This window comes from Pseudanabaena sp. FACHB-1998, from assembly GCF_014696355.1.
Taxonomy (GTDB): Bacteria; Cyanobacteriota; Cyanobacteriia; order Pseudanabaenales; family Pseudanabaenaceae; genus Pseudanabaena.
In genome coordinates this window covers 94,379-108,802 of sequence record NZ_JACJQA010000045.1, presented here as the reverse complement: position 1 = coordinate 108,802, position 14,424 = coordinate 94,379, and the positions used below count along the sequence as shown (strand labels likewise).

13 protein-coding genes are annotated in these 14,424 nt (G+C 44.1%); 10 read left to right on the top strand and 3 right to left on the bottom strand.

From position 1 onward, the window contains the following. Positions 1 to 29: 29 nt before the first annotated feature. Positions 30 to 1,565, top strand: a complete 1,536-nt coding sequence (locus tag H6F42_RS18210; RefSeq protein ID WP_190400789.1) for a serine hydrolase — start codon at positions 30 to 32, stop codon at positions 1,563 to 1,565. Positions 1,566 to 1,636: 71 nt separating this feature from the next. Here the strand turns inward: H6F42_RS18210 and H6F42_RS18205 are convergent, their stop codons facing one another. After that, positions 1,637 to 2,209: a thioredoxin domain-containing protein gene (locus tag H6F42_RS18205; protein WP_190400788.1), complete on the bottom strand. Its 573-nt coding sequence runs from the start codon at positions 2,207 to 2,209 to the stop codon at positions 1,637 to 1,639. 143 nt (positions 2,210 to 2,352) lie between these two features. Between H6F42_RS18205 and H6F42_RS18200 the strand changes: the two genes are divergently transcribed. The 7 genes from H6F42_RS18200 (at position 2,353) to H6F42_RS18170 (ending at position 9,505) form a co-directional block, all read left to right on the top strand. Beyond that, complete coding sequence (locus H6F42_RS18200) at positions 2,353 to 3,426, top strand: DNA cytosine methyltransferase (RefSeq protein WP_242018510.1); 1,074 nt, start codon at positions 2,353 to 2,355, stop codon at positions 3,424 to 3,426. A 73-nt stretch (positions 3,427 to 3,499) separates the two neighbouring features. After that, a complete protein-coding gene (locus H6F42_RS18195) occupies positions 3,500 to 4,036 on the top strand; it encodes an HNH endonuclease signature motif containing protein (RefSeq protein ID WP_190400882.1) in 537 nt (178 codons plus the stop codon). A 70-nt stretch (positions 4,037 to 4,106) separates the two neighbouring features. Further along, positions 4,107 to 5,576, top strand: coding sequence for an MFS transporter (locus H6F42_RS18190; RefSeq protein ID WP_190400787.1), 1,470 nt, complete (start codon positions 4,107 to 4,109; stop codon positions 5,574 to 5,576). Between the two features lie 111 nt (positions 5,577 to 5,687). Next, positions 5,688 to 7,475 (top strand): DUF1565 domain-containing protein, encoded by a 1,788-nt coding sequence (locus H6F42_RS18185; RefSeq protein WP_190400786.1) that lies wholly within the window; start codon positions 5,688 to 5,690, stop codon positions 7,473 to 7,475. A gap of 61 nt (positions 7,476 to 7,536) precedes the next feature. Continuing rightward, positions 7,537 to 8,304: an amino acid ABC transporter ATP-binding protein gene (locus tag H6F42_RS18180; RefSeq protein ID WP_347272328.1), complete on the top strand. Its 768-nt coding sequence runs from the start codon at positions 7,537 to 7,539 to the stop codon at positions 8,302 to 8,304. A gap of 92 nt (positions 8,305 to 8,396) precedes the next feature. Then, on the top strand, positions 8,397 to 9,008 hold the full coding sequence (locus H6F42_RS18175; RefSeq protein ID WP_190400785.1) for a Uma2 family endonuclease: 612 nt from the start codon (positions 8,397 to 8,399) through the stop codon (positions 9,006 to 9,008). A gap of 77 nt (positions 9,009 to 9,085) precedes the next feature. After that, positions 9,086 to 9,505: a cupin domain-containing protein gene (locus H6F42_RS18170; RefSeq protein ID WP_190400880.1), complete on the top strand. Its 420-nt coding sequence runs from the start codon at positions 9,086 to 9,088 to the stop codon at positions 9,503 to 9,505. Positions 9,506 to 9,676: 171 nt separating this feature from the next. On the opposite strand, the gene H6F42_RS18165 is transcribed toward H6F42_RS18170, so the two are convergent. Together H6F42_RS18165 and H6F42_RS18160 are read right to left on the bottom strand one after the other, a co-directional pair. After that, the gene (locus tag H6F42_RS18165) at positions 9,677 to 10,747 is read right to left on the bottom strand and encodes a glucokinase (RefSeq protein WP_190400784.1); all 1,071 of its coding nucleotides are present in this window, start codon (positions 10,745 to 10,747) and stop codon (positions 9,677 to 9,679) included. Between the two features lie 63 nt (positions 10,748 to 10,810). Then, positions 10,811 to 11,935, bottom strand: coding sequence for a THUMP domain-containing protein (locus H6F42_RS18160; RefSeq protein ID WP_190400783.1), 1,125 nt, complete (start codon positions 11,933 to 11,935; stop codon positions 10,811 to 10,813). Between the two features lie 182 nt (positions 11,936 to 12,117). On the opposite strand from H6F42_RS18160, the gene H6F42_RS18155 reads away from it, so the two are divergent. After that, complete coding sequence (locus H6F42_RS18155) at positions 12,118 to 13,353, top strand: amidohydrolase (protein ID WP_190400782.1); 1,236 nt, start codon at positions 12,118 to 12,120, stop codon at positions 13,351 to 13,353. Between the two features lie 151 nt (positions 13,354 to 13,504). After that, positions 13,505 to 14,407 carry an LD-carboxypeptidase gene (locus H6F42_RS18150; protein ID WP_190400781.1) on the top strand — a complete coding sequence of 301 codons (903 nt, stop codon included), beginning with the start codon at positions 13,505 to 13,507 and terminating at the stop codon, positions 14,405 to 14,407. The last annotated feature ends 17 nt before the right edge of the window (positions 14,408 to 14,424 follow it).

Below are 14,424 nucleotides of genomic sequence, written 5' to 3'. Positions count from 1 at the left end.
AAATTCTTGTATCGGAGTTATAAATAGCAGTGGAACCAAGAAACTTTTCATCGCCTGACGCTACCGACAAAAGCCGAGAAGCGCGTTTAAATAAATTGCGAGAGCGTCGCACTAAGGCTGTGACAAGCAGTGACTCCATTCTGCGTCCCTTAAGTTCCGACCCGAAGCCTCGTCCCACGCGATCGCCTGAGCCAATTATCGATCATCGCTTTGAAACTCGCTTAGCTGAAAATAAGGTTAAGCCCCTCCCCAATCGTCAAGGTCGAATTGAAGCCCGTCCTGAACAGCGTAGTCAAAATCCGTCAGCCAATCGCCCTGAAGCGAAGACCGAGGTAAGGACGCGCCGCAAACCATCTGGCAATCCTCCCAATCGCCCGATCCCCATTAAATCTCCTGCAAAATCTTTTGGTTGGCAAGTCCTACGGCTAGCGATCGCTGGGGTGGGATTGAGTGTCATTGCAGGGACAGCGATCTCCTTCTGGCAAAATCAGCAATCTATGCGAACTAAAAACACTGTGCCAGAGGTGGTTGCCAAAGAGGAGACTAAAAATAAAGAAATAGTTCCGCTAGAACTCAAGACTGAAGCAACGACCTTAGTGAGCAAGATCAAAGATTTAGCTGCCAAGGAAAAAGATCTATCCATGCAAATGATGGTGGTGGATATTGACTCAGGAGCCTTTGCTCAGATCGGCGCAAATCAAGCGATTGCGGCGGCAAGCACCATCAAAACGCCCATTTTGGTAGCTTTTTTTCAAGATGTAGATGCAGGCAAAATTAAGCTTGATGAGCAGCTAGAAATGACCGCCGATGTCAAAGTTGGTCAGGCTGGCGATTTGCAATATTTACCCACAGGCACAAAGATTTCGGCTTTAGAAACTGCCACTAAAATGATCGTGATTAGTGACAACACTGCCACGAACATGATCATCAAACGCTTAGGTGGCCTTGCGGTTCTTAATCAACGCTTTAAATCTTGGGGCTTGAATTCGATTGTTATCAATAATCAACTGCCAGATTTAGAGGGAACAAATACGATTAGTACTCAGGATTTGGTGACCTTGTTAGCGATGATCGATCGCGGTAAGTTGATCGAACCCCGCAGTCGCGATCGCTTTATGGATATCATGCGTCGCCCAATTACTAATACGCTTTTGCCACAGGGGATTGGCGAAGAAGCCCGAATTATTCATAAAACTGGAGATATTGGCTTAGCTGTGGGTGATGCGGGGATCGTGGATATGCCGAATGGTAAGCGCTATGCGATCGCGGTCATGGTAAAGCGTCCTGACAATGATCAGCGAGCTAATGAGTTAATCCGTCAGATTTCGCGAGCTACCTATGAGTTTTTCTTAACTGGGGGCAGTTTACCTGCTAATAATGCTAATCCTGCGAATTCTAATTCTACGGATGCCACAAACTCTAATCCTTCGGCAACTCCTAGCAATGGTGGTAGTACCAGTGTGATTGAGTCGATTCCGTTGCCATTACCAAATGCAACACCTAACGCATCGCCTTCGCCAAACACATTACCAACTACCCCCGAAGTAACTCGCCAAACACCTTAAAAAACCCTGAAAAAGCGGCGCGATGCGCCGCTTTTTTTAATCTGTGAAAGCGGCGCATCGCGCCGCCTTTTTTATACTGGCTTTTTGCCGTGATCCCTTGGTTGGGCGTTGTCGGAGGCTTTGGGTTCTTTCATGGGCGAAGTGCGATCGCTACTAATACTGTTATGGGGCAAAGACTGATTAGCGATCGCCGCCTCAATATTTGCAGCCATAATTTCGCGGGGAATCGCACCCGTCGCATCACCGATCGCTTGATTTTGGCGATCTAAGAAAATAAATCGAGGAATCCCATCAACGCGATATTTAGTAATTTCGGGCAACCACTTAGTATTGTCCACATTCAGCATTACAAAATTCATGCGATCGCCATATTCCTGCTCCAGTGACAAATTATCCGCAGCCATCGACTGACAACTGCTACACCAATCCGCATAGAACTCAATGGTGGTGGGCTTATCATTCGCCAGAGCCACATCAATGGGCTGGGCGGCGGCGGCGACTGCATCGAGAGATGTACTGCTTTGCTGGGTCTGAAATCCCAAATATAGGGCTGTCGTTAAGATAATCGCGGCGATCGCCACTAATAGATTGCGTAATTTATGGGAAGGCGTAGAGGTCGGACTTGATATTTGCTCTGGATTCATGACTATAAAAATTGTAAAAAATTATAAAAGTGACTAACCCTATTATGCCAAGCAGAGCTTGACATAATAGGGTTTTCAAGCAAGCAAGATTCAGGATTTTGCCTTGAGTGTTGAGGCGATCGCATTTTCGGGAATTGGGAGATTTGGGCAATCTCATTTACAAATTAATAGCGTGTATAGTAAACAAGAATAAAGATTTAGAAATAAAAATGAGTTTTGTTTTTGCAGATTTATTTGCAGGTATTGGAGGTTTTAGGCTTGCTCTAGAGAGCATAGGTGGTAAATGTGTATTTTCTTCTGAGTGGGATAAATATGCACAGATGACATACAAAGCTAATTTTGGCGATATTCCCAATGGAGATATTACTCAAATTCAAACATCTTCTATTCCAGATATCGACATATTAACTGCTGGGTTTCCTTGTCAACCATTTAGTTCAATCGGCAAGCGGGAAGGATTTGCTCATCCTACTCAAGGAACTCTATTTTATGATGTGGTTAAAATCTTAAATAATAAAAGACCAAAGGCTTTTATTCTAGAAAATGTTGAAGGATTAGTAACTCATGATCATGGAAAAACGCTAAGAATTATATTAGATACTCTATCCGTATCTATAAATAGACAATACCTTTTTTTTAGTCAACCCGATATTAGATATCATGTATTTTGGAGTATTTTAGATGCCAAAGACTATGGTGTGCCACAGGTTAGAAAAAGAATATTTATAGTAGGCATATCTGAGGACATCTCCAAAGATATACCTGATTTTAGATTCCCTTTACCCATAAAAAACAAAGAATATGTAGGCTCATATGTAGAAAAAAATATCAGTGGTTATTCAATATCTAAGCATTTACAGGAATCATATCTATTTAAGCAAGATGATGGTAGACCAGAACTAATTGATCAAACCTCTAAAGTTCAAGTTAAGACATTATGTTCGACCTATCATAAAATTCAAAGACTAACTGGAACTTTTGTTAAAGATGGAGAAACTGGAATTAGATTGCTTAGTGAAAATGAATGTAAAGCAATCATGGGATATCCTCAAAGCTTTATTATTCCTGTTTCTAGAACTCAAATGTATAGACAATTTGGCAACTCAGTTGCAGTCCCAGTGGTTCGTCAAGTTGCAATAAATTTAATTGCATTGTTAGAGAGTTATCAAGTTATTTCAAATAATTTTCAAGTTAAAGGGAGCTTGATTAGTGCCTAATAGTAATGATAAAGGTGATAAATCTAAAGAACAAAGCTTAGCTCAAATTAGTCTTATCAAAGAATATTTTTCAATGCATCCCAATCTTGAAATACATACTAAAGATGTTGTTGATTGGGTTACGTCTGCATATCTTGAGCGTACTGGGAAAATATTTAGAGATCCTGATAGAGGAATTAGATCTTTATATCAAAGAGGTTTCCTACAAAAAATATCAAAGGGGATTTATAAATATGCCCCTAAATATGCTCAAGATAAGCAACAACAAGATTTTACAAGTGTTCAAAAGCAAGAGATTTTAAAGCGAGATAGATATAAATGTGTAATTTGTGGAGCAGGTCGAGAGAATGGAGTGGAATTACACATTGATCATATCAAGCCTAAAGATATGGGGGGATTAGCCACAATTGAAAATGGTCAAACTCTGTGTAGCCAGCATAACTTTCTTAAGAAAAACTTCAAACAGACTGAAACAGGGAAAAAGATGTTTATTCGACTGTATGAACTTGCTGAGAAAGAAAATAATCAGGAATTACAAGATTTTTGCGTTAGTATTCTCAATACCTTTGAGGATTTTAATATTAATGGACATATTGAATGGAAACGGTAAATTGTTTTAGCGATCGCGTAATCCGTCATTTAAGTCCACATTGCTGCCTACCTACCTACACAATTAAGCTATGAGTAATTCTGAGAATTCCTTTGATGCATCTGAATATGACCTCACCCAAGCCAAACTTACTTTTGGTGAAAAACTTGCCTATGGTGCAGGTGATCTTGGCACTTCGATCACCACTAATCTGCTCTCATTCTTTCTATTATTCTTTTTTACCAATGTTGCAGGACTTGATCCCGCCCTTGCGGGTCTAGTTTTATTGATTGGCAAAATCTTTGATGCGATTAACGATCCGATTATTGGGGTACTCAGCGATCGCACTAAATCGAAAATGGGAAGGCGATTGCCTTGGATGATTTATTCGGCAATTCCCTTTGGTCTGACCTTCCTCGCGCAATGGATAGTCCCTAGTACCGACAAAATGACGCTGTTTTGGTATTACGCCATTGTGAGCATCATTTTTAATACCTTCTTCACGGCGGTTAACCTGCCCTATACCGCGCTCACTCCCGAAATTACACAGGACTACAATGAACGGACAAGTCTGAATACTTTCCGTTTTACCTTTTCCATCGGTGGCAGTATAGTCTCGCTGATTATTGCCCAAATCATCTTTGCCTTTTTCAAAGATCCTGCACGGCAAACAGGCAGTTGTAACACGGGCGGAATGCAGTATATCGTGCTGGGTGCGGTCTGTGCGATTATCTCGACTATCTCAATTTATTGGTGTGTGCTTGGAATTAAAAAAAGAGCGATCGCTAGCGATCGCCACCGCCTCCAAAATACATCAATGATTGATGAAACTGAAGAAATGAGCTTTGTGGAACAGCTAAAAGTTGTCTTTAACAATCGTCCCTTCCTATTTGTGATTGGCATTTACTTCTGCTCATGGCTCGCCTTACAAATCACCGCTTCCATCATTCCCTATTTCGTCGTTAATTGGATGAAGATGCAGGAGAGTGATTTTATTTTGGTGACGATCGCTGTCCAAGGAACTGCTCTAGTCATGCTATCGGTATGGAGTGCCATCAGCAAAAGATTTGGCAAAAAAGCCGCCTATTTTATGGGTTCTGGAATATGGATTATTGCTCAGGCAGGATTATTTTTCTTGCAAGAAGGTCAAGTGGTACTGCTCTATGTATTGGCAATTATGGCTGGTGCAGGAGTTTCTACCGCCTATCTCATTCCTTGGTCAATGATTCCCGATGTGACCGATCTCGATGAATTGGAAACGGGGCAGCGTCGCGAAGGAATTTTCTATGCTTTCATGGTGCTATTACAAAAGTTTGGACTGGCTGGCGGCTTATTTTTGTTAGGGATTGGTTTGTCTTGGGCGCAATTTAAAGAAAGTGTCGCCTGTCAGCCTTTGCCAGTACAGCCTGAATCCGCCTTATTTGCGATTAGGGTGGCGATCGGTCCCTTGCCAACGATCGCTTTGATTATTGGTTTAGTCTTGGCATATTTTTATCCCATTACCCGCGAAGTCCATACAGAAATCTTAATGCGGCTTTCAGAAAAAAGAAGACAAGGTTAAGCACAAAAAAGGGATTGCTACGCAATCCCTTTTTTGTGCTTAACTTGGCAAGGTTAAAGTTTTTCGTGTATTTTGATTGGCTAAAGTATGTCGATTAAGAGGATTTCCTGTATGCGGTGCAAGATTCGTTTCTTTAGGGCGATCGCCATAGGTGTGACGTTTTGGGCGATCGGGCAGCCGACCTTGGCACAGCCTGCGTTGCCAGTGACAACTTTGCCGCCAACCACATGGAAAATTAGTCAACAGGAACCTGCCGCCCTTCCCCAAACTGCGGCGCTAATCTATGTAACCCCAATTCCAAATCCTACGGGTGGTGATGGTTCGCCCAATAATCCTTATCCGTCAATTACCGCCGCGATCGCCACTAAACCCTTAGCAGGAACCGTCATCCAACTTAATCAGGGACTATACAGTCAAGAGACAGGGGAATCATTTCCGATTAAACTTCCCTCAGGAGTGACATTGCGCGGCGAGCCATCGGTTAGGGGTATAAATACGGTGATTAAGGGTAGTGGTAGATTTATTAGCCCTTCCTTTGCCAGTCAAAATATTACAGTTCTTGCTGAAGATAATGTCAGAGTTGAAGGAATTACCCTGACGAATCCGAGTACAAGGGGGACGGCTCTATGGGTGGAATCCTCTAAGGGGGTGGTGATTAACAATAATAGTTTTGTCAGTAGCGATCGCGAAGGCTTATTTTTAACAGGAACTGCAAATGCGATCGTCAATGAGAATGTATTTAAGAATAATGGAGCCAATGGGCTGTCAGCAGTGGGCAGTAGCACGGGGGAAATTCGCAATAACATTTTTGAAAGTACGGGTTTTGGGTTAGCGATCGGGCAGAAGTCCCAAGTGAATGTCAGCAACAACAATATTATTAACAACACCGATGGCATCATTATTTCCAACTTGTCTGCGCCCACCTTACGCAATAACTTAATCACCGATAACAAACGCAATGGCGTGGTCATTCTCCAAGATCGCAAGGGCTATCCTACTCCTGATTTGGGAACTTCCCTTAATCTTGGCAAAAATATCTTCCGTAATAATGGAGGCAAGGATCTCAATAATAATTCGGGAGTGCCGCAGGTGGCGGTAGGTAACGAACTCGATCCTAAAAAGATTGCGGGTGAAATTTCCTTTAGCGGTGATACTCCAACGGCTCCCGCACCCCAATTAGCTAACACCCCAGTACCGCCGCTTAATAATCCTCCCAAAACACCTGTGCCAAATGTGGCGAGTAGCACCGTTGATGCTGTAGAAATCACGCGATCGCCTGAAACTAGTTTTAAGCCTCCCGCAACGCCGCCGCCTGCCCTCGCGCCTTCTAATAACACAGTATTCATTGAACCTCTTCCCGATGTTCCTCAATCCAATAATTCACCCAATAATTCACCGAAGCCAAGTTGGGACAATGCACCCATTCTCCCCAGTACGCCCAAACCCTCTAATCCATCACCTAACCGCCCTCAAAGTTCCAATGATATTCTGATCGATCGCGATCCAGTACCGACCTTACCACCCCAGATTCCTAGTCCACCAGCCACGCAATTTATCCCGAATACGCCGCCACCACAGACAATACCTGATAATCCCATACCTACTCCCCTCTCACCACTGCCGCCTATTCCAATTCCCTATAACAATCGAGTCGCCGCCCTAATCCCGCCCCCTGCGCGTGAGCAAGCTCCCTATCTGGTGGTGATTCCTACCAACGAAGACGCTACCTTCAATCGCGTCAAGAGTGTTGTCCCTTCCGCCAAAATTATCCCTTCGCGCTTTGGTAATATCATTATGGTGCAAGGCTATCCCGATCGCGATCGCGCTGAAGTTGTCAAAACAATCATGCGATCGGAACTGGGATTAGATGCCCGTGTTATCCATCAAAATACGCTCTAATTGAGCATAAAAATAGCTAAGCTACTTTTATGCTGGATATTCAAACCACCTCCCAAAAATCATGCAAGAACCCTTAGATTCTCCTCCCTCCATGTCTGAGCCAATGATCGTGGCGCAGAATGTCCATAAGTGGTACGGCAATTTCCATGTTCTCAAAGGTGTGAGCCTGACGGTCAATCGTGGTGAGGTGGTGGTGATTATGGGCCCATCAGGTTCTGGTAAATCCACCTTTGCACGGACATTTAATGCCTTAGAAGAATATCAACAGGGCAAAATCTTAATTGAAGGCATCGAACTTTCTCCTGAAAATCATCGCAACATTGATGCAATCAGGCGAGAAGTCGGCATGGTTTTTCAACAGTTCAATCTATTCCCTCATCTCACGGTTCTCCAAAATATTACCCTTGCGCCATCATGGGTTCGCAAATGGTCAAAGACCAAGGCTTCGGAAGTGGGGATTCAGTTATTAGAAAGAGTGGGCATCTCTCAGCAAGCTCACAAATTTCCTCTCCAGTTATCGGGTGGACAGCAGCAACGTGTAGCGATCGCCAGAGCTTTAGCCATGCAGCCCAAAATCATGCTCTTCGATGAACCGACCTCATCCCTCGATCCTGAGATGGTGCGCGAAGTTTTGGATGTGATGCGATCGCTTGCTGATTCAGGGATGACGATGGTAGTGGTAACCCATGAGGTCGGCTTTGCCCGTGAAGTCGCCGATCGCATCGTGTTTATGGATGGCGGCGTAATCGTCGAGGAGGCAGATCCTGAAGAGTTCTTCCAAAATCCTAAAGAAGAACGTACGAAAAAATTCTTATCACAAATTTTATAGCGATCGGTTTAGAGTTGAGGAAGTTAGTTAGAATAAAGAAAAGTTAAGGTTTTTTCATAGTTGATTCTACTTCGCTTCAGGAGGCTAGGAAAATGGCAATCACTTTATCTGTGCAGTCAGATACCGATCAAGAACAAAGACTGATGATGCCCGGAACCTATGATTGGCAACAGTTTAAAGCATTAGAATCTCTTCTCGCTGAATCGAGCGGTTTACGCATTACTTATTTAGATGGATGGATTGAACTCATGACTCTTGGAGAACCCCACGAACTGATTAAATCTTTACTGGGAATGTTCTTAGAAACTTATTTTATTGAAATGGGGATTGAATTTATTCCAGTAGGTAGTGCTACTCGTCGAGGTGAAGAAAAGAAAACTTCCTTTGAGCCAGATGAATCCTATTATCTTGGCGAGAAAAAGGATAATCCCGACCTTGCCATTGAAGTAATTTTAAGCAGTGGCAGTTTACACAAACTTGAGAAATATCGACGTTTTCAGATTCCTGAAGTCTGGTTATGGGAAGATAATCAACTAAGAATTTACTTTTTTCAAAACGGTGACTATCAAGAAGTTAAGCAAAGTCAACTTTTGCCAGATCTGAAAATTGATCTAATAGTACGCTGTGTGCAAATCTCTTCGCGCCTTGAAGCAATGCGAGTATTTAAGGATGAATTACGACACAATGAACGCTTAGGAAAATAAAGAACTAGATTTTGGGGTATGGCTTCACCTCATCCCCAAAAATCTAGTTCGTGCATAACAAATCACAGGTAACTACGATGACTAATGCTGAACCTCTGCCTGATTATTCGAGCCAAATCATTACCGTGCGACCCGATCGCGAAACCGCTACCTTGCAAAAATTGCCATATTTTGTTGGTATTTCGGGGGCAACGGCGGGGGCCAAGGGGATATCGATGAATTTAGTGATTATCCCTGCGGGTGGAGCGGCGGAACCCCATTTCCATCGAGATTATGAAACAGCGATTTATTTGGTGAAGGGGAAAGTCGAAACTCGCTATGGTGAAGGCTTGAGACAATCGGTGATCAATGAGGCTGGTGATTTTATTTTTATTCCCGCAGGTGTGCCACATCAACCACACAATCTCAGTGATACGGAAGCCGCCCATGCGATCGTTTCTCGAAATGATCCTAACGAACAAGAGAATGTAGTTCTTTATAGCTTTGGTCAGTCTTGAGGACACAAAACCAGAAGACGAGTTGCGGCGTGAAGCGCCACAACTCGCTTCTTGGGTTTTGATTTGTCCTAATGCAAGTGACCACAGCTATACAATCTATAAAAGTATCGGCAGTGCAAATCATTGCATATCCCATAAAGAATTAGTGTTGCGCGGCTTCGCCGCGCAACACTAATTCTTTATGGGGAGAGAAGTAGCTGCGTAAAACATTGCGCCAATTAAACCTACTTCGGGATTGAGAACAATGTGAATAGGAAGATCTTCTAGGACGGGGCTAACTCGACCTTTACTTTTGATGATTGCTAAAAATTGAGGATCTTGGAGGAAGGGTAATATCTTTGGCGCGATGCCACCCGCGATATATAAGCCACCATTAGGAATTAATTTTAAGGCGAGGTTGCCAATTTCTGATGCGTAGGCTTCTACAAACATTTGCATGGTCTGGACGGCTAGCCGATCGCTTTCTGCAATCTTCTTAGAACCGTAATTTGCTAAAGCCACATTTGCGATCGCTGCCGCCGCATCAGTATCTTGATTTCCAGCTTCCCAAAGTCTAATCTTCGCCGCGATTTCGCTGGATTCAGGTAAGCCAAGATAATCGCGCAAAAATTGATAGATGGCGATAATTCCTGTTCCTGACGCAATGCGTTCTACGGAGACGCGATCGTGGCGCTTTTGCAAATATTTCAATAGTTCGATTTCCAGTTCATTTCTTGGCGCAAAATCCGTATGCCCGCCTTCAGTGGGATAGACCTCATAGCGATCGCCACTCCATCCTAAATATGCTTCACCCAAGCCTGTGCCAGCACCAATTACGCCAATGGGCGATCGCGCTTTTACTAAGCCCGTTTGCAAGGTATAGATATCTTCAGACTGTAATCCCAAAACTCCATAGCCCACCGCCACAAAATCATTAATCAAGGTCACATGGGTAATTCCTAATTCTGCCGCAAGGTCATCGCTATCGAGAGTCCAGCCGAGATTAGTGAGTTGGGATTGGCGATCGCGAACGGGACCTGCAATGCCAAAACATGCGCTGGATAATTTAGGGATTTCAAGATGGTTTTGGATGAAGTGTTTTTGGGCGATCGCCATAAATTCTCGGACAACATCCGAAAAGCTTACGTAACTATTACTGGCAAATCTTTGCTCATAGAAAGTTATAAACCCATCTTTATTCTTTTCTGCTAAGCGTAATAAGGTTTTAGTTCCGCCAATATCACCAGCTAAAATTACATTCATTAGTTATATCGCGCATCACTTCTAATTATTAGCAGTGATGCGCGATGCGCCGCACTGCTAACTTTAATATAGCTCGTACTTCATTAATTGACAGGGCAAAGCTCCATTTAATACAGGAATACGATGAGATGATTTGAGTCCGATATTTTGAGAGAGTTCCTTATTACCACTGAGGATAAAAGCTGTCCATCCCTTAAACTGTTGTTTGAGAACATTCCCTAATTGCTTATAAAAAGCACCCAGATCGCTATCCCGGCCTAGACGTTCGCCATAGGGCGGATTGCAAAAAACAACGCCACTCGATGCTGGTGCAACCACTTCGGTTAAATCTAAAGCTGAGAAATAGACATGATTGGATAAGCCACAATTTTTAGCATTAATCACCGCTTGATCCACTACTTCAGGGTTGCGATCGCTACCCCAAATTGGTGCAGGTAGAGCATCAAGGCGATTATCATCCGCTTCTTGAATTAACTGCTCTAATAGAGACTGGTCAAAATCTAGCCAAGACTCAAACCCAAAACTCTCCCTAAACATTCCAGGAGCAATATTGAGAGCCTTTAAACTGGCTTCTAGGGGTAAAGTGCCAGACCCACAGAGAGGATCGTAAAACATTTGGTCAGGTTGCCACTCGGACATCTGAATTAGCGCCGCCGCGAGGGATTCCTTAAGCGGAGCCGCACCCACAGCAGGACGATAGCCGCGACGGTGTAGGCTATTGCCAGAACTATCAAGACTGACGGTACAGATATCTTGATCGATATGCACACCAATTCGCAAATCAGCCTCCTGTGTATCTACATCCGATCGCTCGCCAAATTTATCCATTTGCTGATCGACGATCGCATTTTTTACCTGTAGAGCCGTGAAATGCGTATGATTTAGGCGATCGCTTTTGCCCGTAGCATTTACCGCCAGAGTCATTTCAGGGGTTAAGAATTCTGACCAGTCAATTGCTTTAATTCCTTGATAGAGGTCATCCGCATCTACACAATCAAATTCATCTAGTTTCAGCAGAATACGGAAAGGTAGTCTAGCCCAGAGATTAACGCGATATAGTAAGTGGCGATCGCCCTCAAAGCTCACACCACAAAATCCCGCCTCAACTGAATGAGCGCCTAGTTGTTCTAATTCCTGTGCTGCAAGAGTTTCCAATCCTCTTGCCACAGTTGCAAAATATTGATTCATCTAACCATCATACTGTGAGAGCGCTTTGCACTCAAGAGCAAAAACTATGGCGCACGCTGCGCTTGCGCCATAGTTTTTGAGGTTGTAAGCCATCCCTTGACGCTGTAGGTAATGAATTAGCTTGTTATATTGGAAATAGTCAATATTACATCCTTGCCCTTTAAATAAACCCATATAAGCCCATGACCTTTGCTACAACCAGTTCACCCACCCATACTAACTTTAAAATTCGGGCTGATATTCTTGAACTCCAGCCTAGCCTAGTGCAATGGCGGAGAGACTTTCACCGATTTCCCGAATTAGGTTTTCAAGAAAAACGCACAGCGACAGCGATCGCCGAAAAGTTAACTGCATGGGGTATTCCTCACCAAACAGGGATAGCGCAAACGGGGATTGTCGCGATAATCGAAGGCAAGAAAAAAAGTAATCCCAACAACAAGATTAATCAAAAGGTTTTAGCAATCCGTGCGGACATGGATGCCTTACCAATTCAAGAAGAAAATATCATCAGTTATAAGTCCCAAATTGATAACATGATGCACGCCTGCGGTCACGATGGACATACAGCGATCGCCCTAGGCACTGCTAAATATTTATGGGAACATCGCGCCGATTTTAGCGGTACGGTCAAAATTATTTTTCAACCTGCGGAAGAGGGACCCGGAGGCGCAAAGCCAATGATTGAGGCGGGAGTCTTAGAAAATCCTCAGGTTGATGCCCTAATTGGCTTACATATTTGGAATAATCTACCCCTTGGCACGGTCGGTGTGAGAAGTGGTGCATTAATGGCGGCGACAGAATACTTCCATTGCACCATTACTGGACGTGGTGGACATGGCGCACTTCCCCATCAAACTATCGATTCTATTCTCGTTACATCCCAGATTGTGAATGCACTCCATAGCATTGTTTCCCGTAATGTCAGCCCCCTTGAGTCGGCTGTAATTAGCATCGGAGAATTTCATGCAGGTTCTGCGACTAACATTATTGCAGATTTCGCCAAAATTAGTGGAACAGTCAGATTCTTTAATCATGAAGTTGGCGCAAAGTTAGCTAAACGGATTGAAGAAGTAATTGCAGGAATCTGTGCAGCGCATGGGGCTTCCTATGAATTGAACTATACGAAGCTCTATCCTGCGGTAATTAATGACTATGCGATCGCTGAGCTAGTGCGCTCCGTTGCTGAAAACGTCATCGAGACTCCCGAGGGGATCGTTCCCGAATGCCAAACGATGGGCGGCGAAGATGTATCTTTCTTTTTAGAATCTGTCCCCGGATGCTATTTCTTCCTCGGTTCTGCGAATCCTGATAAGGGTTTAGCCTATCCCCATCATCACCCCCGTTTCAATTTCGATGAGATCGCCCTAGCCACTGGTGTAGAGATCTTTGCCCGTTGTGTCGAGAAGTTTTTGAACTAATCCCATCCCACCCAAGAATTAGTGATGCGGCGCTTCGCGTCGCATCACTAATTCTTGGTTTTTAATGTCTATTTTTATACGGGGAAGGGAGTATAAGTAGCATAGACTAATACCAATTTTCCTAAGTGAGCCAACACTTACTACTAGCCTGATGCAACCAACCCAACTACCGCCAAGTATCAATTCCACTCAAAAAGTGCGTGTCATTGCCCCCAGTGGCGCATTACGAGAATGGGAACGTTTTGAACAGGGTGTCAAAGTTTGGCGCGATCGCGGCTACGAACTCGTAATTCCCGAAGATCTTAGTCAGCCTTGGGGCTATCTGGCAGGAACCGATGAGCAACGCTGTCAGCAATTAATTGAGGCATGGAATGATCCTGAATGTGTGGCGATCGCCTGTGCGCGGGGTGGTTACGGCTCGATGCGATTATTAGAAAAATTAGATTGGCAACAACTAAGCGATCGCCCCAAATGGCTCATTGGTTTCTCGGACATAACCGCCTTACTGTGGGGATTTGCTAAACATAAAAATATTAGTGGCTTACATGCTCCTGTGCTGACCACTTTAGGTAAAGAGCCAGAGCGATCGCAGCAACAATTGTTCGATTGGCTAGAAGGTAAAGCTAACGAGATTACCCTAACTGGCGAAGGATGGGGGCAAGGCAAAGCCACAGGCGTTCTCTTGCCTGCCAATCTCACTCTCGCCACGAACTTTATTGGTACGCCAATCTGTCCAGATTTAGACAATGTAATCTTAGCGATCGAAGATGTGGGCGAGGCTCCCTATCGGGTCGATCGCATGTTAACCCATTGGCGCTGGTCAGGACATTTGCAAAAGCTCAAGGGAATAGCGATCGGTCGCTTCAGTCAGGCGGAGGTGTCCACGCCCAGTTTCAGCATGGAAGAAATATGGCGCGATCGCCTAGGTGATTTAGGAATCCCCATCGTGATCAATTTGCCCTTTGGACATGATGGCGAAAATGCACCCTTACCCGTGGGTTGCTATGCTGAAATTAATTCAGCTAATGGAACTTTGAGCTATAGCAAAGCTTAGGGCGGCGCGAAGCGCCG